This window comes from uncultured Kluyvera sp. (assembly GCF_902485085.1).
Lineage (GTDB): Bacteria > Pseudomonadota > Gammaproteobacteria > Enterobacterales > Enterobacteriaceae > Kluyvera > Kluyvera ascorbata.
On sequence record NZ_CABTJS010000012.1, the window covers coordinates 1 to 25,107 of the forward strand.

Annotated in this window: 33 protein-coding genes; 2 read left to right on the forward strand and 31 right to left on the reverse strand. The window is 48.3% G+C overall.

Annotated elements, in window-relative coordinates; translation table 11 throughout:
* On the forward strand, positions 1-175 hold a 175-nt coding region (locus RDN66_RS02100), incomplete at its 5' end, for a DinI-like family protein (protein WP_308537518.1).
* A 183-nt stretch (positions 176-358) separates the two neighbouring features.
* Here the strand turns inward: RDN66_RS02100 and RDN66_RS02105 are convergent.
* The 26 genes from RDN66_RS02105 to RDN66_RS02230 all read right to left on the reverse strand — a co-directional run bounded on the left by RDN66_RS02105 (position 359) and on the right by RDN66_RS02230 (position 21,916).
* Complete coding sequence (locus RDN66_RS02105; RefSeq protein ID WP_308537492.1) at positions 359-1,423, reverse strand: acyltransferase; 1,065 nt, start codon at positions 1,421-1,423, stop codon at positions 359-361.
* 75 nt (positions 1,424-1,498) lie between these two features.
* Complete coding sequence (locus tag RDN66_RS02110; protein WP_308537493.1) at positions 1,499-2,089, reverse strand: tail fiber assembly protein; 591 nt, start codon at positions 2,087-2,089, stop codon at positions 1,499-1,501.
* Positions 2,089-2,967: a hypothetical protein gene (locus tag RDN66_RS02115; protein WP_308537494.1), complete on the reverse strand. Its 879-nt coding sequence runs from the start codon at positions 2,965-2,967 to the stop codon at positions 2,089-2,091. Before RDN66_RS02115 ends, RDN66_RS02110 begins: the two co-directional genes overlap by 1 nt.
* A 47-nt stretch (positions 2,968-3,014) precedes the next feature.
* The gene (locus RDN66_RS02120; protein WP_308537495.1) at positions 3,015-3,608 is read right to left on the reverse strand and encodes a YmfQ family protein; all 594 of its coding nucleotides are present in this window, start codon (positions 3,606-3,608) and stop codon (positions 3,015-3,017) included.
* Positions 3,605-4,747: a baseplate J/gp47 family protein gene (locus tag RDN66_RS02125; protein ID WP_308537496.1), complete on the reverse strand. Its 1,143-nt coding sequence runs from the start codon at positions 4,745-4,747 to the stop codon at positions 3,605-3,607. Before RDN66_RS02125 ends, RDN66_RS02120 begins: the two co-directional genes overlap by 4 nt.
* A gap of 1 nt (position 4,748) precedes the next feature.
* Complete coding sequence (locus tag RDN66_RS02130) at positions 4,749-5,186, reverse strand: phage GP46 family protein (protein ID WP_308537497.1); 438 nt, start codon at positions 5,184-5,186, stop codon at positions 4,749-4,751.
* Positions 5,183-5,767: a phage baseplate assembly protein gene (locus RDN66_RS02135; protein WP_308537498.1), complete on the reverse strand. Its 585-nt coding sequence runs from the start codon at positions 5,765-5,767 to the stop codon at positions 5,183-5,185. The genes RDN66_RS02130 and RDN66_RS02135 overlap by 4 nt, the downstream gene beginning before the upstream one ends.
* Positions 5,764-6,849: a phage baseplate assembly protein gene (locus RDN66_RS02140; protein WP_308537499.1), complete on the reverse strand. Its 1,086-nt coding sequence runs from the start codon at positions 6,847-6,849 to the stop codon at positions 5,764-5,766. Before RDN66_RS02140 ends, RDN66_RS02135 begins: the two co-directional genes overlap by 4 nt.
* Positions 6,846-8,246 (reverse strand): DNA circularization protein, encoded by a 1,401-nt coding sequence (locus RDN66_RS02145; RefSeq protein WP_308537500.1) that lies wholly within the window; start codon positions 8,244-8,246, stop codon positions 6,846-6,848. The genes RDN66_RS02140 and RDN66_RS02145 overlap by 4 nt, the downstream gene beginning before the upstream one ends.
* Positions 8,247-8,305: 59 nt before the next feature.
* Positions 8,306-8,689: a hypothetical protein gene (locus RDN66_RS02150; protein WP_308537501.1), complete on the reverse strand. Its 384-nt coding sequence runs from the start codon at positions 8,687-8,689 to the stop codon at positions 8,306-8,308.
* A gap of 109 nt (positions 8,690-8,798) precedes the next feature.
* On the reverse strand, positions 8,799-10,610 hold the full coding sequence (locus RDN66_RS02155) for a lytic transglycosylase domain-containing protein (RefSeq protein WP_308537502.1): 1,812 nt from the start codon (positions 10,608-10,610) through the stop codon (positions 8,799-8,801).
* A gap of 141 nt (positions 10,611-10,751) precedes the next feature.
* Positions 10,752-11,030 carry a phage tail assembly protein gene (locus RDN66_RS02160; RefSeq protein WP_267447391.1) on the reverse strand — a complete coding sequence of 93 codons (279 nt, stop codon included), beginning with the start codon at positions 11,028-11,030 and terminating at the stop codon, positions 10,752-10,754.
* Position 11,031: 1 nt separating this feature from the next.
* On the reverse strand, positions 11,032-11,403 hold the full coding sequence (locus tag RDN66_RS02165; protein ID WP_241087736.1) for a phage tail tube protein: 372 nt from the start codon (positions 11,401-11,403) through the stop codon (positions 11,032-11,034).
* A gap of 3 nt (positions 11,404-11,406) precedes the next feature.
* Positions 11,407-12,909, reverse strand: a complete 1,503-nt coding sequence (locus tag RDN66_RS02170; RefSeq protein WP_308537503.1) for a phage tail sheath subtilisin-like domain-containing protein — start codon at positions 12,907-12,909, stop codon at positions 11,407-11,409.
* Entirely contained in the window at positions 12,906-13,097 is a 192-nt protein-coding gene (locus tag RDN66_RS02175) for a DUF2635 domain-containing protein (RefSeq protein WP_308537504.1), read from the reverse strand. The genes RDN66_RS02170 and RDN66_RS02175 overlap by 4 nt, the downstream gene beginning before the upstream one ends.
* Positions 13,098-13,100: 3 nt before the next feature.
* A complete protein-coding gene (locus RDN66_RS02180) occupies positions 13,101-13,646 on the reverse strand; it encodes an ATP-binding protein (RefSeq protein ID WP_241087739.1) in 546 nt (181 codons plus the stop codon).
* Positions 13,643-14,002 (reverse strand): hypothetical protein, encoded by a 360-nt coding sequence (locus tag RDN66_RS02185; protein WP_241087740.1) that lies wholly within the window; start codon positions 14,000-14,002, stop codon positions 13,643-13,645. Before RDN66_RS02185 ends, RDN66_RS02180 begins: the two co-directional genes overlap by 4 nt.
* Before the next feature lie 4 nt (positions 14,003-14,006).
* Positions 14,007-14,372, reverse strand: a complete 366-nt coding sequence (locus RDN66_RS02190) for a hypothetical protein (protein ID WP_308537505.1) — start codon at positions 14,370-14,372, stop codon at positions 14,007-14,009.
* A 1-nt stretch (position 14,373) separates the two neighbouring features.
* On the reverse strand, positions 14,374-15,423 hold the full coding sequence (locus RDN66_RS02195; RefSeq protein WP_308537506.1) for a major capsid protein: 1,050 nt from the start codon (positions 15,421-15,423) through the stop codon (positions 14,374-14,376).
* Between the two features lie 105 nt (positions 15,424-15,528).
* Positions 15,529-15,930, reverse strand: a complete 402-nt coding sequence (locus RDN66_RS02200; RefSeq protein ID WP_308537507.1) for a head decoration protein — start codon at positions 15,928-15,930, stop codon at positions 15,529-15,531.
* The gene (locus RDN66_RS02205) at positions 15,930-16,511 is read right to left on the reverse strand and encodes a hypothetical protein (RefSeq protein ID WP_308537508.1); all 582 of its coding nucleotides are present in this window, start codon (positions 16,509-16,511) and stop codon (positions 15,930-15,932) included. Before RDN66_RS02205 ends, RDN66_RS02200 begins: the two co-directional genes overlap by 1 nt.
* A 1-nt stretch (position 16,512) precedes the next feature.
* Entirely contained in the window at positions 16,513-17,382 is an 870-nt protein-coding gene (locus tag RDN66_RS02210; protein ID WP_308537509.1) for a S49 family peptidase, read from the reverse strand.
* Positions 17,379-19,016: a phage portal protein gene (locus RDN66_RS02215; protein WP_096757374.1), complete on the reverse strand. Its 1,638-nt coding sequence runs from the start codon at positions 19,014-19,016 to the stop codon at positions 17,379-17,381. Before RDN66_RS02215 ends, RDN66_RS02210 begins: the two co-directional genes overlap by 4 nt.
* The gene (gene gpW / locus RDN66_RS02220) at positions 19,016-19,279 is read right to left on the reverse strand and encodes a gpW family head-tail joining protein (protein WP_308537510.1); all 264 of its coding nucleotides are present in this window, start codon (positions 19,277-19,279) and stop codon (positions 19,016-19,018) included. The genes RDN66_RS02215 and gpW overlap by 1 nt, the downstream gene beginning before the upstream one ends.
* A gap of 8 nt (positions 19,280-19,287) precedes the next feature.
* Positions 19,288-21,411, reverse strand: coding sequence for a phage terminase large subunit family protein (locus tag RDN66_RS02225; protein WP_308537511.1), 2,124 nt, complete (start codon positions 21,409-21,411; stop codon positions 19,288-19,290).
* The gene (locus tag RDN66_RS02230; RefSeq protein WP_241087748.1) at positions 21,353-21,916 is read right to left on the reverse strand and encodes a hypothetical protein; all 564 of its coding nucleotides are present in this window, start codon (positions 21,914-21,916) and stop codon (positions 21,353-21,355) included. Before RDN66_RS02230 ends, RDN66_RS02225 begins: the two co-directional genes overlap by 59 nt.
* A 289-nt stretch (positions 21,917-22,205) precedes the next feature.
* Here RDN66_RS02230 and RDN66_RS02235 point away from each other — a divergent pair, with 289 nt between their 5' ends.
* Positions 22,206-22,709, forward strand: coding sequence for a hypothetical protein (locus tag RDN66_RS02235; protein ID WP_308537512.1), 504 nt, complete (start codon positions 22,206-22,208; stop codon positions 22,707-22,709).
* Positions 22,710-22,719: 10 nt separating this feature from the next.
* Here the strand turns inward: RDN66_RS02235 and RDN66_RS02240 are convergent, their stop codons facing one another.
* The 5 genes from RDN66_RS02240 to RDN66_RS02260 all read right to left on the reverse strand — a co-directional run.
* Entirely contained in the window at positions 22,720-23,358 is a 639-nt protein-coding gene (locus RDN66_RS02240; protein WP_308537513.1) for a hypothetical protein, read from the reverse strand.
* Positions 23,359-23,417: 59 nt separating this feature from the next.
* Positions 23,418-23,711, reverse strand: a complete 294-nt coding sequence (locus RDN66_RS02245; RefSeq protein ID WP_308537514.1) for a hypothetical protein — start codon at positions 23,709-23,711, stop codon at positions 23,418-23,420.
* Between the two features lie 203 nt (positions 23,712-23,914).
* A complete protein-coding gene (locus RDN66_RS02250) occupies positions 23,915-24,376 on the reverse strand; it encodes a lysis protein (RefSeq protein ID WP_308537515.1) in 462 nt (153 codons plus the stop codon).
* Positions 24,373-24,876 carry a lysozyme gene (locus RDN66_RS02255; protein ID WP_308537516.1) on the reverse strand — a complete coding sequence of 168 codons (504 nt, stop codon included), beginning with the start codon at positions 24,874-24,876 and terminating at the stop codon, positions 24,373-24,375. Before RDN66_RS02255 ends, RDN66_RS02250 begins: the two co-directional genes overlap by 4 nt.
* Positions 24,848-25,107 (reverse strand): HP1 family phage holin (locus tag RDN66_RS02260; protein WP_308537517.1); only part of this gene is annotated, 260 nt, incomplete at its 5' end. The genes RDN66_RS02260 and RDN66_RS02255, both read right to left, overlap by 29 nt.

The window sequence follows — 25,107 nt, forward strand, 5'->3', positions numbered from 1 at the left end:
GGGTGAATTGAGCAAGAGGGTACACCGCATCTTCCCCGAAGCAGATATCCGGGTTAAGCCGATGATGACGCTGCCGGCGATCAATACAGATGCCAGTAAGCACGAGAAAGAGCAGATCAGTAAAGCTGTTCAGGAGATGTTCGAAGAGGCCGAATTCTGGCTGGTTGCTGAATGATGGATAACATGATTATTTCTGGTATCAGGATCTATTTTACAAAATCTGAAGAGCCCCTCCCCACTCCAGAAAAAAGGTATGCAGACCTTAGCTATCAGGGCTAATGGGGAGGAGCAATTTATGTTTATCAACTAGCGGTCGATATCACTAGGACTCCATCAGTGCGAAAGTCTGGGCAATCTATTATATGGTTATACCCTTTGTACCACTATAAACCTTCGCATGAATTGATTTGTTTATTGGCCTCTCAATCGCTGTATAAAATACGCAACCCAGAGAAATGGCGACAACGCTCATGATCGCACCAGTTACATCATTTGGTAGAGGTGAAACAGAATAAACCCATCCAGAAATGAAAACAATGTAAAGATGAATGAGATATATGCTATATGATGCATTACCTAAATATAAACCTGTTTTTGATAGAAAGCCTGCATTCACACCCTCTGTTCTTGTATATAGTGCTACCATAACAATTATGAATGAAGGAATGCCAAACCTTAACAACCTACAATGCTGATGCTGGGCGAGAATAATCCCACATATTACAGCTAATGAGATTATTGTTAATGCTACTAAAGGACTTACGTAATAGCGATTAAATTTTGAAAATATAATATAAATGACACATCCTAATGCAAAATTTATCATCAGGCTATCGCCAATCATATAAGTTAGGTTAACCCACCCAAGCATTTTCCCTTGAAGCCCAAGTAGGTTTACTATAGATACCATTCCAAACATGATGGCTATCATATAGAAAATCAATGTTTTCTTGCTCTTACACAAAAACATCAGGGCAGAGAACATAATATAAAACATCATTTCATAGCAAAGCGACCATGCTACGTAAAAATACATATGGTAATCTGGATCTTGTGTAAATGTAGGAAGCAGAAGGATATTACCTATCACATCATAAAATGATATTTCTCCGCCGGCTGCATGAAATTGAATCATTAGATAAATAACTGCTGGCGTAGCTACTATTAAATAAATGGGGTATATCCTTAACACCCTTTTAGCCATGAATGATATAGCTTCGGCTCTAGGGTTTGTGAATATATCCTTAGTGGTGTAACACATAATAAACCCACTAATAACAAAGAATATATCTACACCAAACCCTCCTATATAGTCAAATCCCAAAGGCTTGCCGATAATCCCATTGATACCCCATACATGGGATATGGCCACGAATATCGCGGCCATAGCTCTCAAAAACTGGATTTGGTTAATCTTTTTCACGCTTGCACCTATTTTTTGGCGTAATCGTCTAAGAAAAAACCTAGCTAGTCAAGTGTTATTATATTACAAATGAATTTATGTGGTGGGTAATGGAGGCCATTCAATGTTCGGTGCGGTATTTGTTTTGATACGCATCAACTGCACCCGGTACATCTCCCAGGCATCAAGTTCTGATTCTTCTTCAGCAGTGGCAATCCCTTTATCGACAGCATACTTTCGCCATGCAATCTCTTCGGCTGCCTCAGCGAGTAGTTGTGATTTTTTCTGTTCTGCTGAAGCAACGTCATCCGCATGCTGAGCGTCTGCATCCGTCACCCACTCAGAACCATCCCATTTGTCGTAGGGTGTCGATGGAGGCAGGAGAGTATAGGCATCATCAAGAGGCCCTAGCGTGCGAACGGTTTCTGTCGAGCGGTCGCTTTTCTTATAGGCCGTTTTACCACGAAGGTCTTCAACCTGAGCCCATGCTGAACCATCCCAGCATACTGCATACCCATCGTCAGCGATTGGCGCAAGCGTCATCGTTGAAAAACCGGGAATACCCGTACCAACAAGGATACGCACATCATACGTAGCAATAAGCTCGCCAGTACCTGGCTCAAAGCCGCTCACCATCACTGTATGCGTTTCTGTGGCGTTCCCGTTTACATCGAATAAATTCGTCACTATTTCGCCCTCACAATCATATTCCACGCCACGTTCTTAACACGAACTTCAGTAATCGCCTGGTACTCAGTGCTCTCCTTTGATGCATCGAGCATAATGTGATAGGTTCCGCTATCTGTGCCAGCCTTAAGGGTAGACGAGGACCCTGAGCTCACCGCGTATAGTGCGTGCCCATTTGTGCCAATCCCAAGAATATTCGCCATGTTACTAACCGTTCCTGTCAGGTTTGGCGCACCACTGCTCTGAGCTGACATCAATGCGCGTCCAGTATCAACGCCGCGAGCTTTATCCCACCCGCGCACTCCATACCCTCGCATATCAGCAGGCAATACGTTTGTAGGATGAAGTTGAGACAATAGCGGGTATTTAACCGGGTCGAAGGACTGAGCCATATACGGGATATACTCCTGTCCCATATCGGGCCAGATTTCGTGAGGCATTTGCTGCAAAGGCCATTCGACTAACTGACCTATGAGTGGTGCTCCATACTTCGTATTTCCCAAACCAAGCTTTGAGAGAACGCCAGCAGCATCAGTTTGCGCCAGGATTTCACGGGCAAAAGCGGTAAGGTCAGCTAAGGCCGCAGCTTTAGGGCCAGTGAAATAAGGGAGTTTGTTAGCAGCGCCAACCAAGGCAGCAAGAGCGCCCAAAGAATCACTATTTCCAGCAAATATTTTCTGAAGCGCGACAAGAACCTGTGTCGTATCGTCAACATCAAGCGCTACACCTGTCGATTCAACAATATGTGCCAGTTCCTCCTGCATAGCATTAAAAGCAGCAGCGCGTAGTCGTGTTGCAGCAATACCACCAGCAACATTACCATCTGTATATTTCCCGTCGACCGTAGAAGACGATTCAACCTGCCCGATTCTGAGCATGAGCAATCCTCACTAAGTAAAGTGATAATATTTAAAAAATAGATAAGCTATGAATAACTGAAGATAATATTCAGGTGTGATGGCGCAATATTATTTATTGCACATTCAAGTTGTTTATTTCCCCATGATGCTAGTGGATCACCACAGTATGAGGCTCCGGACAAAGTGTATTTAATAGTTGTCTCTGGAGCGTTAATTCTCCAGGTAAAAGGCCATTCATCACCATTCAGTGCATCACCACATGCTGACATTCCACTCATAGCTGGTCGAAACTGAGTAATCGTAATGGTATAACCGAGCGCGGCAGCAACCCGAATGTAATAGTCTCGATTCAGGCCACCATTGCTAATCAGCTTGGATACAACAGAACGCTGCCTATCGCTGATACCACCGATTTCGCCAATAGCACAATCATCAGGCAATCCCAGCGTACTTTCCCATTCAGAGAGCATGCTTGTCGCGGTTGGTGGAAATGCTCCTTTAATAAGATTATCCGCGTCGTTATCAGATCGCTGGTATGAGCGCCCTAAAGCCCGTAATACTGCTGCCTGCACAGTATCAGGTGCACGAGGCCATGCGCGTCCCCGTGGTAATAAAGCACCAAGTGCGGAAGCATAATCATTTTGTGAGTAAAGGCTCATACGAAATCCACCTCACCTAGCAGCGGAATTTCACCAACACTAAAAGTGATGTTTGATGACGGACTATTAAGAATATATCCCTTCGTTCCGTCTACATTACTGATGCTTTTATTGATATCGGACAGGTCAATTTTCCCGGTCCCATCCGGATTGGCCTCATCAAAAAATAGAGTCGTTAAAGCGCTTTTAATATTACTGACAACAGTGTTATCAGCATCCGTTATACCTGCTATTTCAAAATCAATGATCTTTCTGATAGGAGAACAAACAAAAATAATTGCAGTATCAGTCTGGAGCGGATAAATATGGTCGGCGACAGACAACTGATCACCGGATGCCTTTACAGCCCCCCAATTCTCAAGCTGTGATATCCCATCAGTTCCAACAGGAAAGCCGTCATTAAGATTACCGTCACACATAATGTAAACACCAACCGTGCCTGCACCATTAAGCCTACGCTTTACCCAGGCTCGGGTGACTCCAGAGACCTCCAAAGCCCATTTTTTATAATCGGTATCACTTCCCCCCTGAGGAGGCTCTTGCCATGAAAGCAGGCCACGACTCCGGAAAGCCTCTTCATCTTCGATATCAGCGCCACCTGTAGCTGCTTCAATTAGAGTTAATTGAGACTCAACTCCCGCAATGTTTACATCAAGCGTGAGAACCGTTCCTGCATCGGCATTGCCGATCGCGCCGCCTCCAGTAACATCATCAGTGACATCCGGTAAAACAGCGGTTATTCCTCCATGCCCTTCCCCGCTATATTGAATTTTGATCTCCGCATCAACCGTATACTGATATCCGTCCCCCCTGTTCAAAATCGTTCCGGCTGGAATAATACGGTTTGCGGCCCCGACCGCTTTCACATCTTTTGATTTAGCTGCGCTGGCGGGTTTCCTATAGACGCGTTTTAAGGCCATCCATCCAGCCAGACTTTCATCCGTTGCCGTGAAAGGATTGGACTGAAGCGCCATATAATCAAGGTAGCCATAGTGCAGGTGTGCCATCCCCGCATCCATATCAGCAACAACCTTAAGGTTGGCAAAACGAAGAAGAGAGCCTACGTTCTCTAGTTCAGCCTGAAGAAAATTACGGTTTTCTTCTCGTAATTCGCTCAGAGTCTTTCGCTTAAACGGCATTTTAAAGTTTCTCCCATATCCAGTAGAACCTGCTTTCCTGCCAGTCTTTCCCCGGCGATAAATACCGGATAATAAGGTTCAAGCGATTTGGCATAACGATTTGGCCTACTGGGATAACGTCACTTACAACCCCATCATCTTTCAGCCATTTAAGAGCTTCCAGCGCGTATGTTTCAGCTTTTATTGCCACATTGGTCGTCAGTTTTTCCCTGCGCAATAACCAAAGCCGTGAACCAAGTTGCTGATCTTCACCTGTGTCACCCCACCACCCACGACGGTCGCTATCCCCATAATCATCATCAGAACGTGCCAGGCGATCGGTAAAAAGGCTGATCAAAATCACCGTTTGGAGGTCATGATCGGTAGATAACATCCCCGCGCCTTCCTGCCAGTCGGCAATCATTTCATCCACGTTCCAGAAGGAAGCAAAATCACTCATTGAACCTGCTCCTCTGTTTTCTCACTGGTGGCTTCGTCGTCGCCCTTCTGAATACCTTTAACTACATGGTCATGGTCATTGTGAGCTTCGCGGAGTTCTTTAAGCGTTCGTGTGTTACTCTCACAGTTATCAATAATGTCTCCGGTACACTTTAAAACCGGGGTTTTTGCCAGGACTCCCTCGCTGGCGTTTATGGTGACGTTGGTTGCGTTATTTACTTCAACGTTTTTCCCTTTCGCATCAATAAAAACGCCGTTTTCAGTAAGCAACACTTCCAAACCCCACTGGTTATAGATGACTGTTTCCCCCGCATTCAGACCGGTTCGTCTATATCCCTGATGGTTTGATGCGATGATTACTGGGCTGGAGCGATCCCCACCAAGGAAAGCAATAACCACATCAGTGCCTACTGGAAGCCCTGATGAAAACCCGAAATCAGCCATCCGAGGCGCACTGGCAACCTCCAATGGGGTTTGATATTGAGCGCTTTGAATTTCCCCACCGTCTTTCTGAGATGTGATCCGACCAATCCCCAGTATCCCTGCAATCCGCACGGCTGCTTTTTTCAAATTCTGGTTCATGTATTTAGTCCTGGAATCTGCTGATAAAAGGCATAAGGCTGGATAGCGAAAGCTTCCGGTGGCATCAGCGCTAAACGCGCATGTGTGCCATTGTCGTCTCGCATATAAGTCACTTCAGCAATGAGTAATTCAGTATCAGGAAGCTGTAGTGTCGGAAGGTCAACCGGGATCAGAGTGTTTGGTTCCCAGAGCTTTCCATCTTTATCTCGCCAGGAATCGATAGTTACGGATAATTGTTTTGATCGCCCATATCGGCGGTTCATTTCCCAGTCAATAGCTTGCTGTGCTTGATGAGAAGCCATCAACGTGCTTTCGATAATGGAAATATGCTTTCTATAACGCATTCTCGCGGCTTCAGGGTCCCTTGCTGTAGCCAGTGTTACCGCGTCATAAGCTGTATCAGGTGAAAACCCGGCGATTGGTGATATCCCCATAGAAACACCAACGTAGTCAGAGAACCGATCAGCCATTGACCTGCGATAATATGCCTGTTCAACGTTCACGCCTTCTGCAACACCACTGGCAGCCCGCCGAGTACCCACACGAGTGAGTAACAAATTTCCATCGGGTTGGTCGTAGTAAAGCAATGCTGACCACCGGGCAACCCTTTCAATGATCTCCTGCGGTGATTCGCCCCAGTTAATAGTGAATTGAGGGACCTTAATTAAATCATCGATATCAGTCGAAACATCAATGTCATAGTACGATGACAGGCGCTGAGCAATCTCAAGAGCATTGCTGGTATTAATAACGTTATTGGGCCACTCAGCTGAACAATCGACAAGGTCCTGACACTTACTACGACCAGTGGCTCTTACTTCATGGCGAGAGCGTGATATTGCTGGCTCCCAGTCATCAACATAGCCGGTAACTGTCAGATCATCGCCTATGGTAACGCTACAAGGCATGCCTTCTTCAACCAGCTGCTTATTGTCACTGCCTGGGTAATAATCCATCAGGCCCAGATCGAAATCAGAAGGAAAACGCTCTATTCCCCTTGTTACTCGAACGGAATCCCAGCCCTCAATGATTTTGCCGCCAACCGTAAGTGAAACGACATCCTGATCATTGTCTGTTCTCATTGCCTCAGCACCTTCATCGTAAGCGGCATAAATGCCGGATGCGGAATGCGCGCCTCCTGAATTAACTCATCGGCACGAGAGGCATCCTGATATAAGCGGTTTGCTAGGGTAAGTGCGGGTATAGGCTGCGTCATTGTCACCGACATCAAATCACTTAATCCCGATGAGCGTTCCATAATTGTCGAAATAAAAGCGGTCCTGATACTCAGCAGAGCGTTATATAATTCATCATCTGCACGATCGCCAACCACTACCAATGCTTCGTCCAACTGCTGAGAAACACGCTGCGCTAAATGTTCAGCCTCATCACGACTAGTCGGGTTTGCATCGGCGGCTGAGCTTGTCATTGCTCCAGTACACAACACAATAATCAACGTATTGATGGTCGCGGATATTGCTTTACTGCTATCAGATTGCTGATATTCAGTACTTGTGGAATTAGCGAGTTTCTCCAGTGCCGAAATCCTGTCATTCACACTACCAGCGCTGTTCAGAATGGAGTTAACAACATCAGCAACTCCCTGAACAAATTCATCTGCAGTGGATGAGTTGTTCAACTCACCAACAGTATCCGTTATATTTTTACGGTCCATGATTGACTGCGCAGTAACCAAATCAGTTAATGCCTGTTCGTCATCGACATCAGCGGTGGATGATGTACCGCCGATAGATGAAGAGCTCCCACCAATAGAGCCTTTGCTATACCTGCCGTATTTAGTATTGCCAAAAGTGGATTTCAGGATATTGCTGACGTTGGTCACTTCACTCACAGTGCTGTCGACCATGGACGTCCAAAAAGTAACGGTCCCTTTAATGGTATTAATTGCCTGCGTTACACCGCGAATTTCACCTTTTATCCGGGCAAGTGTACTAGCCACAGCCGTAGTAACCATTTTTAGATAATTTGTTTTTACAGTGTCGCCAGCTGCGGTTCCATCTGTGATGGCAAAAACCTTTGCACCTGACTCAATCACCATAAGGGTAAATTCAAATGCCCTACCACTTTCCATTGATCCGGTAATACGAAAACCATTTTCAGGAACAGATACAGTTAATTCGCCAAGGATTGGATGGACCAGGGTACCGCTTCCCTTTTCTTCACAAGCGGCTATGAGTGATTGGCGCTGGGTGATCACATCACCACCGCCGTAAACCAAACTATTTTGAATCAGAAAACCACGGATAACGAACCGTCTAGTGCCTCGCCCAAGGTCTTCTATCCATGCTGTGTCGCGGTATGGGTATTCGTGTATAGCCTGGCGACGGCCATGGCTCCCTTCTTCATTAACAACTGCAAAAGGGATACCCCTGAAAGAGCTTGGCTGCAGCTGACTTTGCCAGTCATCACTCGCACCGCCGCCCATAAGAGAGGTAATAGCATCCTGAATAATTGGCATCAGACCTCCAAATAAAAAAACCGCCAATAATGGCGGCTTTGTATTAATTTGTTAGACCATTACTGATGCACCGCGAATCCTCCTGGTGACTTTGTAACAATCAGCGTTCGTCCATCTTCCGTTTTTATGACGGCGGAATCTGGAGATGTATTCATAATGCCAACAACATTTATACCACTCGTCTCTAAGTAGTTATGTGTGACATTAACATTCCCGTAGCATAGTGCATTATTCGTGTAAAAACCTTGATATTCAATCTTACACTTATCTATTTCAGACAACTCACTACGCAGAGAGAAAAACAAGACAACTAATATCACAGAGGAAATAACCGTGATGAATCTTGAAATCGTCCTTTTCTTACTTATTTCTTTCCCAAAAGATATAAAAAGGGAAATGAAGAAGACGACCAACAAAGCAATCAACCCTTGATAAACACTCATTATCCACCAGCCTATATGTTTATATAAAATCAGAAACGCTACTGACGGTTTAGAAGTGTGCCTCTCCTGGCCAATTTTGTCATCAGAAACCATTTTTTAATGGGTACAGCTAATAGTTCATTGGGGTGGTTATCCTACCATTGTTACCTACATTGTAACTTTTTTTCTCTCCCTTATCGTTTACCAGGGTAATCTCCAATTTTACTTTCTGGTCAGACATAGCCTCTTTCAGAGAACGAGCCAGGTTGTCCGCCATCTGCCCGTTTCCACTATTTTTTGCAGTAATGATGGACCCGCCACCGTCAGCACCACCTGTTGACGGAGGATAGATTCCAGCATCGGATATACCACCATCATTTTTAGATTCACTGTTAATAATACTCTGATAGTGTGCAAGCACAGCACCGGGGTAAGCCTGGTTCTGTCTTCCCCATCGTCTAGTATCATAACCGCCATTATAGTAACGAAGTGCAAGAGGTACGTTACCACCCGATCTTTGTAAGTTCTCAGACAAAATCTGAGCACCAGCCATAATATTCTGCTGAGGGTCCGTCCAATCTGTTACACCTGTAGCTTTGAAATTTGATGGCATAATCTGCATTAAACCGCGAGCATCGGCGCTGCTCACGGCATACGGATTACCACTTGATTCTTGCTTCATAATCGCTTTAAGCAGACGAGGGTCAACATTCCATTGTTTTCCAGCAGAGCTGAAAATGGAGTCATACTGCCCACCTTGATTGTATGGAACATTATTATTCCCACCAATACCAGGACGATTTATTGCGGCCAAATCACTATTCAATTGTTCAGCTAAATCACCAGGTCGATATTTAGCATCGTAACGTTTGCTGACAGCGTCCGTGTAAAAACCGCCATCCACAGCCCCACGTTCACGCCGCGAGAGACTGTTGTAAAGTTCCTTATCCCCCTGGATACGCCGCAGCTTTTTCGCATTATCGCTACTGACAAATCCCAGTGCATGCGACAAGCCAGTAAAATCACCGTTGGTGAAAAGATCGGTTACCCCCTCCAAACCGTCTTTTACTGACCCGTCAGAGAGTAAGGCTGTCAGTGATTTATTCTTAGAACGTTGCCACAAACCATCCCAGGAAGCGCTGAGTTCATTCATCGTCCCATTGATATCGCCAAGCTGCTGGTTTAGTTCAGGGTCGATTGTCAGGCCAAACTCATCAGATTTTGCCAGCAGACTTTTCATGCGCTCACCTTCACGCATTAGTGCCAACATTTCAGGAGTCAGTCCAAGAGCATCTGCAACTGACTTCTGCTGTTCAGGGCGCAACGTAGGAAAGACACGCGCGATTTCCTGTAACGTTTTTAGCGTATCAACAGAACCATCATTGTTTTTCTGTATCTGGACACCAATTTGTGCGAGAGCACCGAGCACCTGACCATTAGCGCCACTGGCTGCTTCTTTCAGTGTCTTAGCCATGCCATCAATAGAAGCATTTGCGCTTTCACTATCAGCACCGAGGATGCGCATAGCTCCAGCAAGACGAGAATAGTCGTCTACACGCATACCAGCATTTTTTGATGAAACGTCCAGGTTATATGCCTCCCTAGACGCTTCGCGAAAGCCATAGGCAACTTGTTTGAGACCGTACCCGGCAGCACCAACAATACCTAGTGAGCCGAGTTCACCAGATAGCTCCCCTACCATTTTCAAGGGAGGGACCATATCCCCGATAAACTGTACGTTATCCCTAGCACTTTTGGACAAATTTTCAAAACGTGAAATAAAGCCATTCAGCCCGTCAACTGTCTCCTGTCCACCTAACTGAAGCCCTTCTTTAGTTTTATCAAGCTTAGGTTCAAGACCCCGGATAGCTTCATTAATACGGTCAATAACATCACTGACCTGATCATTAGCCACCAGCTCAAAATCAAAGACATTACTCATCGTCTTCAGAGTTCCTGAGTTTGTTGATTCGGGCTGCCTGGGCTACCCACCATTTCAATCGGGCGCGGGTCATTCCCCACGCCCTGTCCTCTGTCCAGCGGAAGTAATACGTGACATCAGCTGCCGCTTCCTGCCAGGCTGTCAGGCCTTCCAGGTCAAAAAACTAAGCAAATACTCCTCACACTTGCGAAAATCAATGAAGTCCATTGGCTGCAGAACGATTTCTCGCGTATCTGTTACGAGCGCAATGAGCAAACGCATAGCTGCGAGGGACGTAGATGCAGCCTGCTTTTCGTAAAACTGTTCGGCCTGACTGAGAGTCGGTGCTTTAAGTTCAAGCTCCGGGTAAGTCATTTTTTTCGTCGTATCCTCAAGAGGCTTCACGAGAGGGATAATTTTTACACGTTCTAATTCAGCCATATCAGTTCTCCGTTACTTCCCGGCCTTCCCAGCGAACATCAAACACTGCATCTTCGCTTTCCACTTCCTGAACGTTTACCGTCCAGAGCCCTTCACCAATAATCGTTTTACCATTTGCCAGTTCGGCAACGATGTTGACGTTGGTTTGTTCGCTAAAACCCTGGACGTTAGTGCCGCCGCTATCACGTAAACGGGCTGAAATGTAAGGTGCTACAGGCTTTTCTTTATACCCATGAACACCATCCATCCCAGTTAAGGTCGTGCGGTTTACCTTAGACACCTGATATTTAAAGGAGCCCTCCACCATCACCGTCACACCATTAACGGTGACATACGCGGTCCCCGCCAGGCGGTTAGAAGTATCACCTGCCATCGTTTAAGCTCCTGTTGATTCAGCGCGAGTGCGGAACTGGTTGAGTAACGCGAAAACGCGAAGCTGGTTAATGAGCGTTCCCGGCCACAACACATCAACGCGGTTAGGGTTTTTGGCGTTCTGCTCAACAATAATGTTTTTAGCAAATGCCTCTTTGTCTTGTGCATACCCGTTCCACACCAGCTTTCCGTATTCGGCGATCTGATCAGCTTTGATAATGTTCGGGGTAACAATCGCAGCACCAGGAGCAAAGCGGGTACCATCAGCCGCAAGCTTCATTCGTCCAAACTTGCTGGTTACTGCGGTTCGAAGGTAACGGGTGACAAACATCAGGCTGAAGAGTGTTTCTACTTCCAGATAGCTATCATCCGCATCGCCGTATGCATTTTTCTGATATGTAGTGATCAGGTTTTCAATGCGAACAGTACCGTCGTCATCGACCGTGAACGTAGAAATGCCGCTGTATAGCAGGTTGTTACGCTCAGTCAGTTCAAAGCGATCCTGTAATGCCGGAGCCAGCACACCCAAAATAGCCAGCGATTGAACAGGACGGCCCGGATCATTACGCAAGCTGACCGCCGCAGCGCCTGTATACCCGGCAGACCATAACCAGGTTGGTGATGGTGATTTGTTCACGCCCATCAGGGTTTCGTGCTGGTTGTTACGCACCTCTCCTTTTGTGCCCAACTGAGCATAGGTCCCGGCAGTAGTACCGAAAGAATGGCCGTAGAGTTGTTTATCCCACGCCCAACGACCGCTGATATCGGATAAGAACTCTTTCATCGCATCCAGAGAACTCGTGTCGTCATATGGATTAACAATGAAGTCAAACGTGCGGTCTTGAAGGTTTGCTAGCGCTCCAGTTAGATCAGGAGCTCCAGCACCGTCATGCATAGCAGTGATCGTCAATTCCAGACCTGCAGGCGTACACTCATCACCGGGAAGGCCGAGATAATTCAGGCGAACATCAATACCATTACCAACCAAACCGAGGTTTTTAGCCGTCAGTGTTATGGTATCGGTCGTCGCGCTGGCTGTTACTGGAAGGATGCTTTTAGCGTTAATTGCAGCAGCCAGAGCCGTGGCAATCGAAGCAACGGTGTCCGTTGCCACAACGGTAAGCTGAATTCGCTCACCAGCGATGTACAGTGAAATAACACCGGTTGCCGTTGGTGCACTGGTGACCTTGATCGAACCCGTTGCAACGGTCATCGAGTCAGGGTCTTCTTCCAGTGGCAAAATCCAGACTTCTGCGGCGGTATCGTTTTTCTGATACGCCGTCATCATCGCATGAAGGATACTACCCTTCCCGGCAAGATCACCGACAGTATCAGGAGAGGAAGCACGTTCAGGAATACCAGCTGTAGCGGAGCCGGAAGGAAGCATCCCACCGATCAGTAAAGTGCGCTGCGTAGCTGTGGCGTTATTCGCCATTGAGTTATCAAACTCAACGAAAAACAGCCCGACCCGCAGATTATCGGGAACACGAGCGAATGGAACAGTCATTCAGTATCTCCCTCATTTTTATGTGAATCACCTTTTGCAGCGGCTTTCTGTTTCGCTACAGTCACATCACCATCACTCAGACGGCGACGCCAGAAGGTATTATCCGGAACCTCTGCGCCTTCTTTCGGCAAAGAGTTGCCCTTAACGGGGCAGCGAACGCTGAGCCCATTATTCGGTTTTACAAACATGATTTACTCCTGAAGGTTGATACTAATCCCAGGTTGCGGGGTGCCATCCGGCATTGCGATCGTGATATCCATACCCTCCAGGGGAACCGTTTCAACCGGGTAGAAATCTTCCGGCCCCTGGTAATGTTCGATATCAATTTCATACAGCAGCTGGCCCATATGAGCCTCACCGTCTGCATCAACATTGATTGTTGAGCGAACTTCAGCGTACTTTTGTATTTTCCGGGTCAGTTCATAACTGTTGATGACTGCTCGCTCTACCTGCTCACGCAAGTCTTCCAGCGCCACTTCAGCTCGCATTGCTCCATCATCATCCGTTTCGCCGTCATACTCCTGTACCCGGCCAGTAATACGGACAGTTGTCACGGTAGTGAAGGACGGCGTATTTCGCCCCATCGACTTTTTATGATCGAAAGGGGTCTGGATGAGTAAGGCAGGATATTCCACCGGAGATGTAGGCCAGTCACGCGGAGAAAAGACACGAGCAGCCGCGTCTGTGGTGTTGGTCAGAGCCAGAACCACCATCTTTCGAATGTCTGAAGCATTCATCGTTGTTTCGCTACGTTAAGTACAAGTTTCGATCCGCCATGGCTATCTGGCTCAACGTTCATCACGACGAACAACTGATTAACAGGCTTTCCGCCGACGGTTTTAATAAACACACGATCGGATACCACCGGGAGTGCTCTGCCTAAGTTTATGAACTCCGCATCGCGTACCCCGAGAACCGGGTTCGTTGTATTTATTGCTGAATCACCGTCAAGATTTTCAGTCACGGCAGCATAACCACGATCGAAAATTCCGTTAATCAGAAAAGGGGTACCGCCTTTAGGGCGGTACTCATGCTCATCGCCAAAAATGCCATGTAACGGGCTTAAGAGATGTAAATCCCAGTCCACCCCCATGGCATTACCCCGTAGTGACAGTTACCGCAGGCTTCGCAGCAAGAACGCGCTGACGCAACACGCTGACATCAGCGATAATTCCGGCGTTCAGAAGACGTTCCGCATCTTTCCCTGTTACCGGGATGATGGTGTTCTCACGATAGACTTCACCGTTATGGCGAATGCTATTTCCCGTAAGGACAACATATTCAGGATCAGCGCTCTCTTCCTCATCAGAATCATCACCCTCAGAGCCTGCGCTTTCGCCTCCAGCGTTGAGAACGTCGGCAGCGATAACCTCCACCGAATTGATACCTTCAGCATTCAGATCGTTAACAACATCTTCAGCATTTAATTCAGCTGCGACAGGCTGTTTGGTTGTTTTTGACATATCACACCACCGTTGCACAGAGAGATGCGTTCACACGACTTGGGATTACCAGCGGTGCAGATTGCATAAGAATAAGGCGCTGGGCTGGGTCTTCTTTTACCCAGGATTTTGGTGCATACGCCAACGGGCCATAGTTGAATGCTGGATCGAGAATCACACCAAATGCACGAGTCCCCATCAGGTCTGCACCACTCATAATCACCGCACCATCTGGGATCATCGGTTTTTCAGCACCATCCAACGGGTCAATGTACCAGTCGTTGTATAACCACAGGTCAAAGTTACCCCAACGGCCTTTATACACCGCGCCTTTCATCGCCTGTGGCCCAGCATTAATCTGATTACCGTAAGGGCTCAGCGCCGGGAATGTAATAGCGTTATCTTTGATCGTGGTATCAAGGCGGAATGCCTTCCAGGATTTATTGGTGAAGACTAAATCCGTGGGAACCGCTCCTGATTCTTTCAAAATGAGCGTTTGCCACTCTTCAATATCATCAGATGGCTGGGTGTTGGTTGCCCCGGCAGCAACCGTAGTGGGCCATTTGTCCGAACCACTCAGAGTAATGGTCAACTCAGAGGAGCGACCGAAGTTAACCACTTTGGTTTCATAGCCTTCGCCCGTAACCGTTACGGTACCGGATACCAGTGCACTGGATGCCATCCATTCCAGACGGCGGTTAACCATGTCAATCTGGTCGGCCATCTCGAATTGCAGGTTCAGCATTTCACGCTCGGCAGCAGTGTATTCCCCACCAATGCGCTCTCCGATTTGACGGCGGATAGGTTTACGCAGGTCCGGCGCTCGCTTGTCTTTGATATACGCAGGTTTGAACGTATTGGTCTGGTATTTTCGGGATTCAACCAACTTGCCTTCTACCAGCGGCGATACAAATGGTGACATGCGGCGCAGACCTACATCGACATCAATGGCTACTTCTTCCGTTTCGTAAGTAACGACATTAGGGAAGAAGCGGTCAAGCAGCCAGTTCTGGCTGGTTTTCAGGTTAGGAACCAGTTGCACCAGCACACTGGTATCAAAAATATTTTCCATAATCAGTCTCTTGATAATGCCGGGTAAACCCGGCAGGAATTTGGAATGAGCGATCCCCTGCCGGTTAAAGCAAAAAAGCAGAGAAATTGTTTAAGGGGATTTAAATCAGGAAACTGGAGCCTGGGTACTATCTTTAAGGAAAATGGCCAGCGGCCTCAGTGCTGCTTTAGTATCTGCAATGGTCCAGGACGCATCAATAGTGATACGGTTCTGGTTAAATTCACCCATCAGGTAAACACCACCAGACTGGTCGCCATGGGTAGCTGCATTAACGTCATCAACCAGGATAGCGCATGGTGTTTCGCTGCCATCGCTGGCCGTTTTTAAACAAGCAGTATATTTACCACTTGCCGTAATCATTCCGAGGACGGTGCCACGTTTGTAATCCCCGCCAGTGACTGTCACGGTATCCGTAACAAGTTGCAGGGGCCCTGCGACCAGTTGATCTGGTACAAATAGAGAACTTTTCATACCCGGTGCAAACGGGTTCTGACCAAATTGATCCATTACTTCGCTCCTGTTGTAGAGTTATAGAGGCCGGTCATTTTCTCCACCAGCGATGATTTCCCCGCAGAAGATTTACCGCCATCCGGGCCCAGGCGAACCTGATTTTCATGCATCCGTTGATCAAGTGAACGTTTATGGGTCGACTGTTGCTGCTGTGCCGGAGCTGAAGAGGCCAGGACACTGATTGCTGCCGCCGAACTCATGCCAGTATTAAAAGCCAGTGAAGCCGCAAGCGCTGGGTTAGCCGCAGCATGCTTGCTGCCGAAAATACGGGCACAACGTTTACGCTCAGATGCACGAGCCTGGCGAGCAGCTTTACCGTCTTTCTTTTTGCCATCATCGCCATCGTCTTCTTCAGCATCCGGGTCGTCGTCATCGCCATCGTCGTCTTCTGCGTCTTCGTCGCGTTCATCTTCTTCCGCGTCGTCGTCACGCTCATCATCGTCTTCAGCGTCTTCGTCGCGCTCGTCCTCTTCTGCCTTACGAGCCTTCGCTTTTTTGACTTTTTTGTCTTCATCCTCTTCAGATGCTGACTTGCCAAACCCCATCAGGTGAGCAAAATTAAAAGTTTTCTTCGCCATCTCAGGCTCCTGTTACTTGAAGTAAATGTCTGAACGCAGCATCAGGAGTGCAAACCTCATCTGCTAGTCCGATTTCTACGCCATCAGCCGCCATATAACAGGCCGCCTGGGTATTTTTGATAACCTTTGCACTCATCCCCCGGTTACGGGCGACCGTGTTTACAAACAATTCCCCCATGGCGTTAATATCGTGCTGGATAGCTTCCAGAGCTTCAGCAGAGAGCTCCCGATAGGGTGAACCTTCCGCCTTCCGGCTACCGAAAGTAATGATCGTGACCTTCAGACCGTCCTCTTTAATACGTTGGGTCCAGTCAAGATGCATCGTAATAACACCCACAGAGCCGACACCACCGGTACGAGGAACAGAAATTCGGTCTGCTGCGCTGGCGATGGCATAGGCCGCCGAGTAAGCGTTCTCAGTGAGAATGGCATGAATCGGCTTTTCTCCCCTGGCATTGTAGATTTCGTCCACCAGGTCAAAACACCCGGCGACTTCACCACCAGGTGAGTCAATATCAAGACAGATACCATCTACCTCCGGGTCTGCCAGCGCGGTTAGAAATGCCTGGCGGATTCCGTCATAACCCGTCATACCGCTGTATGGGCGCAGACAGCCTAATTTTTGCACCAACGTTCCAGTAATTGAGATAACAGCCACGCCAGCTACGTTGTCATAACCGGGGTCACGTTTGGTTTCCCGGCCCCGGTTATCGTCATATCCGTAACTATCCTCGTCGATCATTGCCATGGATGATTCAACCCGAGAAATACCAAAGCGGTCCATAACGGCAGCCATAATGACTTCGGCTTTATTCGGGTGTAAGGCCAGCGGGGTATTAAATAGCCGCTGGGCCAAATGAGGTAGATTCACTTTTCCTCCGGATCGGTAATTGTCTGACTAGCAAACTGGTCAGCCTGTGCCCAGCTAGGCAATGGAAGTCCACGTTTAAGGCAGGATTCGATTTCTCTTTGACGCTGATCGAGAACTTCTTCCCAGTCTTCACCAACGTTTTCACCAACTTCAATTTCCAGAGTTGAAAGGCCAGCATCCAGACCAAGGATTGCACCTTTTTTCTCTGCCACAGGATCGACCCAGCCTCTCCCCGGCCCCATCCAACGAGCACGAGAATATGCGGCTCTGGCATCAACGAAATCCGGTGCACCTGCAGGCAGAGGTAAATCCTCATTGTCGTGAACTTCTTCAACAAAAGCGGTGAGAATAGGTTGAGCAAACCCTGTCGAGAAATCATCCCGACGGCGAGTTAGTGTTTTCCAGGCTTCAAGCAACGAAGAACGAGCAGAACTGTAGTTAACATCGGACCAATCCTGCGTAACCTGCTGCGGAGATAGCCCAGTACCAGATGAAAAATTACGGAGAACCGCCGACTCAAATACTTCAAAGTTACTGTAAGGCCGGGCAGCGTTCACCGTTGTGATTTTCTCACCAGGATAAAGAATGGGCATTCGAGCACCATTCTGAAGTGTCAGCCGACGGTCGTTATGGAACTCAACCCGCCCGTCCTGATATGCGCCAATTTCTGACTCATCATAATTTTCGCCTAACGCTGACTGAACCATCGCTGGGTCATATGGCGACTCAATATAAGCTGCAAAAATGGCGTTAAGAATTGCCGCTTCCAATTCACTCTGGTCATATTTGACCAGCATTTTCAGACGCTGGATCACTGGAGTCAAAATGCCATTACCACGATGCTGAGCACCACGCTCATGGTCAAAATCATGAACTACGTGCGGTCTACCCCATGCAGTTTCGCGCGGGATGCGCTGCCAAGTCATCGTTTTAGCACCGCTCCACCAGTCCCCCATATGGGCTTCCCTGATGTGATATGCCACTGGTGCACCGTCATTATCAATTTCAACACCGCCGCGAACGTTGGGCATGTCAAAATTCTGCTGAGGATTGCTGAGGCGATCAGGGTCTACGATCTGAACTGTGGTGGCGTAACGACCTCTCCCACGACCAAGCCGATCGGTTCGGTATTGCAGAATAGCCAGAGCATCGCCATCGATAAGCTTGTGACGAAAGCCCAACCGCAGCATCTGTGAAACAGTTAACTTCCGTTCTACGTCGCAATAACGCCCGGTATCGTTACTCCATGTTCGCCAGTGTCCATCCAGTGCTTTCCCATATTCCTCTGCCCAGGATGAGTCAAACGCCTTATTTCCCGTAATCATTCTGAGAACCCGATAGTCAGGCTTCATAATGGGTCGGAAATTTGCACCAACAGCGTTATCCAGCAACCGGGTCACAGCACCGTTTGCCCAACCATCGTTGCGGACTAAATCGCGAGCGCGGGAAACAATGCGATCCCGATAAATGTTGATCTCGTTATCAGGAGACCACAGAGCAGGCTGCCAATTTGCCAACTGATCACTGAATGAATCAGCTGCGTCATAAGGTACGCGGCTTCCGCCCACCAGCATCGATGGCCGACTTGGGCGCATAGGTTGCCCATCCGGGCCCAAAATCTGTACTTTATTCATCAGAATCTAAACCTCGCTGGCTTCCGGGGACGCGAGATAATCCCCAATTGCGCCTGCAGGAGCTGGATCAGAGCCAGCAAATCTGCCAGCGAACTTTGCTGGTAGGATACGGAGCGTGTCCCGTCCCCCTGAGAATAGGAAAACGAAACACCGTGGCTCCCGGTTGCTAATTCAATGTAAGCCTGCTGAGCTTTTGCAAGCGCATCTCTAAGCTGTGCATCAGTCATCGCGCCAGCCAACAGACTGGTGTTCCGGTTAAACATAATTTTCCTTATTTCGGCAGAAGTTGTGACATTCGCTTACGCTTAACCGGTGCAGCTTCTTCAATGACAACTCCGGGTAGCTCGTAGCTGATCTGTTCTTCCTGCTTAGTAGGAGCAGGCAGGAATTTATCGGGGTCGGCTTCCAGATTTGCTGCCCGAACGTTCAGCTTCAGCCCCATATGCATAAGCCCACAGAGCGCGGCGTAACCATAAACGCGGCAATCCAGCGCTTCATTCGCCCTACCAGGAATAGCTTCCCAAACGCTGAAGCGCTGTCCAGCAACCACCTTGTATACGAGTCGCTCAGCAAGTAGTTGGTTGAAGTAACCAATATCCCGATCCTCCGGGAAATGCATATATCCAGCTGCAGGCATACCAGGCGCTGGCGGTTCAAGGTGCAGTCGCCCACGAATTGCATCCTTCGCAGAGTTAACACCCAGAATGATTGGCCTGAATTGCGCCTTGCTTTTCGATGATGGCCTTTTTGTCGGCCAGACTGGGTTTCGTTTCCCGCTCTGTGCCGATTCCCCTTTAATTGCCCAAATACGGCGACCGAGTCGTTCTTTTGCAAACTCGTAAACCTTCTGAGTATGGTGACCGCCGGAGTCATGACAAGCCGCCATGATTGTTAGTCCCCTACCATCAGCCCTACGCCATACTTGTTTAAGGTATGCATCAAGCCGCCGCCATGGTTCATCAGTTTCGAGATCGCCATAGATAACATCATGGGAAACGGACCAGGACTCTTCGTTTTTCCCCCAGCCAATTACTTCAATCTCAAAGCGATCGTCCTGGGTATCAATTCCAGCCGTCAGCAATGCAACGCCATCCGGAACTTTTGCTGGGAAAACCTCACGTCGAGATAGAAGAATATCTACCGGAAGCTGCTTACCGTGATTTGGCCTGTGAGGTAGCCCCATTTGGGTATTCCACCAGGCTTGCTCTTTGTCCGGGTCCCCTTTCGCTTTGATGTACTTCTCAGCGATATCAGATGGTTTATCTTTCTGCCAGGGGCTAAACAATTTTGACGCCTGGTATCCGGCGTGATGGTTATCAACTGCTTCACGCCCACAATCCGGGCACGTCGCACGATAGACGGCGTGACGCTCGGATTCAGACCAGCGCCATATTTTATCGACACTGCCCTCATCCACAATTCGCCAGGCCGCGTCATAGTCCATCAACGGCGAATGACGATTGCCGCAGCACTCAAACGGACGGGTCTGGTGCCATCGGATAGTTTGTAATGCTCTTAACCGTTCCCCCTCTGACCAACCAGCCCCACAACATTCACAGTACAGCATGGCTGACTTAGTCAGATGCTTATCCCCGTCTTTCGGCCATTGAACGTGCTTAAAGAAATCCGGAAATTGTCGATGGCCACAGTGCGGACAAACAACAGAGGCCCGGCGCTGGTCAGAATCTGCATAGCTATCCGCTATACGGCTTTCATCCTCAACCGTGGGAGAGCAAGCTCTGACAGACAACCAGGTAAGGCCAAAAGTAGCAGTTCGTTCTTCCGCCAAGGCGATAGGATCACCTTCACGGGTAATCGGATACTTATCTACCTCATCCGCCAAAAGAATACGTATAGGACGACGAGCAAGGTTATCCGGGCTACCTGCACCAGCCAGTGCAAGAAAGCCGCCAGTAAACGATTTGTAGAGAATGGTTTCTTTAGAGCTCTTTTGCTTTGAATCACCAATAATTTTACGCAGTACTGGTGTCACTCTAACCAGTGGGGTGATGCGCTCTTTCGAAAACTGCTCAGCAGCTTCTTCTTTCGGTTGCAGCAGAAGCATTGGACACGGGTCAAGATGGGCAAAATAACCAAACAGGTTTTCCAGCAACGCGGTTTTCATCAACTGGGTACAGCACATAACCGTTATGACGTGAACGCCAGATTCGGTTGCCGCCAGCATTGGCCCACGCGCAATTTCAACCGTAGAGGTTTCCCAGTTGCCGGAAGTACTGCCTGCCTCTTTCGCTAGTTTGCGGAAATCGTCCGCCCACTGAGCAACGCTAATTCTCGGTGGCGGAGTCCATCCTTTCCGGACACTAAGCCTAAGTCGCTCAATCTTCCGCTGGGTTAAATTCTGGCTCTCCGAGGACTGAGATATGTTTGTGGACATTTTCAATCAGCACCTCTGTCATCCTGTCCGCTGGCACATCCAGATCAGCAGCCATCAACGGTGCCACTCGGGAAGGCCAGTTCAGCCAGGCATCACGCTGTTGGCGAAAGGCGTTGAAAAGAACCTCCTCGGCGGCGACCAATTCAATTGTTTGGCCGCTGTCTTTTTCATACTGAAGCTTTGCCAGCAGGGCCATATAGTTTTCACGTACCCTTGCAGCCTCTTCCCTGGTCAGGTTTGCACCTTCGGTAAGAATTATTTGCTGGGCCGCTTTCTCAATTTCAGTACCGCCATCATTACTGGCGGCTGGTGTTTTCTTTTTTCTCGCGTTCGTAGCTCGCGGGTCTTTACCATCACGATTTTTCTTTAGCGCTGCATCGCTGGCTTCAACATCAATCAGGTCACCATCCATCACGATGAAACGACCAGCTTTTATCCAGCGCCCGATGGTCTTACGGTCAACCCCCGAGTGTTGTGCGTACTGGCTCTGATTCATCGTTGTCATGGGACATCACCTGGGACATTTTGTGGTTGGGACATTCGCCTGGGACATTTTTCAAATGCCCCACATAAATGTCCCACTGGAATAAACAGGAATAGCCAGCGCTGGCGCGGTATGCCTGACGATCATCCATGATGGGACATGGGACACAAATTCAAATTTTGTAGCTAGGAAAACAACGCGGCGCGCAATGCCCGTACCTTACAAAAGTCTCAGGAAGGACCCATTTTTTTAATGGCTTCGACCATTCGCTCCGACTATGATTATTCCTATTCAATACAAGGAGAATGTAATGGGTAACAATATAATCAAAATAACTTTCGAAGCCGCAGTGCTGGCATCACCAATTGCTCATGCCCAGTGGGTGACTAATACTGAAGATGACCTTTTCTCTGGTGGTAAGAAAGCAATGATGCTTGGCGAAGTTTCATCCGACAATGGCGCCATTGTGTTTGACTGCACTAAAGAAAAGCTATCGGCGGCATACGTTGAAATGGATAAAAGCACCGAATCACTATCAGAGGTACCAATGGACCTGATAATGAAGGTCGACGGGAATACCGCAGTGAAGCTCGATGCTACCCTTTCAAGACGTAATGTTCAGAGCCTCCAGATTCAATCGGATGACACGGACCAACTAAAAACAGTGCTTAAGCAGCTTCAGGGGGCGAAATCCAAAGTGTTAGTTGGTGTGCAAACAAAGGATGGCGGAAACCAGCATTCCATGTCAGCCAATGTTTCTGGATCGACAACTGCAGTAAACAGCTTCATAAAAGCTTGCGAAATTAGCTTATAAGTTACTGCTTTTATTTTGCCGTCCTGATGGCTTCTGCTATCGCCTGATTTAAAGCAGACGGTAGCAGTGCGTTCGCCATGGTATGGGACCTATCCATATACCCCAGCACTGGAGTCACAGGTAGCGCATCACCAAACCGGATCAAAAGCTTTGGAGAACGCTGTTTGCGTTTCGGTCTTCGCGTCCCGTTAGCGGAACGTTTGGCCCGTCGCTTCTTAGCTTTCATTGGCTTCTTACGCTGCCAGACAGCGTTAACGCCATCAACCTCACCTACGAATACATTTTCCTTTGCTTTAAGCTGTGAGAGCTTATTACGCGGCATGTTGCCGTATTTGTTTAGCTTAACGTTCTTGGGATTTAATAGAGCCTGGCTATTGAGCTTGTGCTCTCCGCCAAACTCGAATGGTTCCAGATAACCAGCCGCGGTATCACGGACAAAAACTTTCGCGGTAAGATTGTTCTTTCTTGCCGCCACTGAGCCAACTGACTTAACTGTAAACGGCGTGGGGCTCTCCAGATGTCGTTCGAATGCCGTCTTCTGAGCCACCTCTATCTGGCGTACAACTTTTGTCATCGCCTGAGCAGTGGCAAACGGTATCTGTTTCTGAACTTGTTTCAGCTGTTGAGACAAGTCTTTAAGAGTTGGCATTCGTGAATCCTCACCAGCATCATTATCGCAGGCACTCAGTGAATGCCTGCTGTAATGCGTTATTCTTCGACTACAGCGCCCTCGGGCAACTCAACGCAGCCAAAGACCGGCATACCCGGTGAGCGATCGTCCTCAACCGCTACCAGTTGGGATTCGGAATACCAGCGCTCAGTGGCGCATTTGTTCGCAGCCTGGTAATAAACGTAATACTGATTCTCACCAGTTACGTGCTGTGAGCGGGCCTGTACCTCGCCGAACTCATCACTAATGCGCAGGTTCACCAGTTGACCCAGGCAGAATTTAAAGTCTTTTGCTACAGGCAGGATTGCACTATCGTTTTGTGGTTTTTCCATGATTTACTCACTTAATGTTAAAGAGCCCCGCTAATGCGAGGCTTTGGTCTGTAGGCTTAATTAAAAATGAAAATTCTGAAAAGTAGGCCAGTTAATGATTAAAACCCACACTAACAATAGTTATTTGTTATGTTGGTGCCCTGTTATTTGTGTGTTGATACTTGCCCCATTCTTTGCTCCTGGGGCTTTTTTTTTGCAATAGGCTAATTCAGGCATAGTGTGCGGATATAATCCTGCAGGTAGCTCACTTGCCCGGTAATGATGGTGATTCGCTCTCTGAGGGTGAAATAATCCCGTTCAGCGGAGTCAGTAAGTCGGGGGGGGGAAGCATCGCCCATGCTGCCGGTGCTGGTCGCTCCGTTCGTGGGACATCTGGCATTGACGTGCAACCCACACTTGCCAGCGCTAACGCAACGCTGCAAATCATCAAGCTGCTTTTTCGCATCAGCTAAGTCCTTAGTGTATTTGGCATCCAGCTCAGCAACAACTCGCTGGCGAGCCTCCATGTCTTTGATCGTAGCGTTAGCCAGGGTCAGCTTTTCAGTGGCTTTATCTCGCTGGTCTTTGTAGGTGATGGCGTTGTCGCGATAGTGGTTAACCGCCCAACCAAGCGACGCGATGACGCAGATGACCACAGCGATGATTATTGTGGTTAACCTGCTCATTCCTGCCCCCACATACACACCTCACGCTCAATCTCACGGCGTGTCATCAGCCCTACCAACTTTTTCTTCCCGGCGTAAATCCAGACTCGCAGTTGATCGCATGCGCCTTTCGTATCACCCAGGTTGATTTTGCGTAACAGCGTAGAGGTTTTGAAGTTGCCAGCGCCGACGTTGTACGCGAACGAATAAAGCGCCCCGCGCATTGTTGCCGGGATTGGGACTTTGATGTAGGGGTCAATCTGGCGCGCCACAGTATTCAGGTCTTTTCTGAGAAGAATGCGGCACTCAGCCTCTGTGTATGTTTTCCCGAGCATGATGTCGCGCCCTGTATGCCCGTAACAGACTGTCCACTTATTTACCACATCCTGATAAGGCTGATAGCGCACACCCTCCAGACCATCATTACCGGTCGGGCCAGTGATAAGCGCGGAAGCGATAGCGATAGCGCCAAGCGGTACCGCCGCAATAACGCTATTCCTCAGCTTTGTTGACATAGCCATTAAGACGGTCCTCCCGCTCTTTTCGTCGGTAATACCAATTCACGCCGCAGGTTATGACGGTGCATGCGATACCGACAATAATCGCCCAGTCACTTAAACCGAGTCCTGCCACTTTGTCGGCCAGCATCCACGATACCTCTTTAGTTATTTCGGCATGGGCCTTTGCAGAGACACCGCAGCCAGTCAACGCGGTTCCCGTCCCATATGAAAGTCTGCTGTAAATTGTGCTCA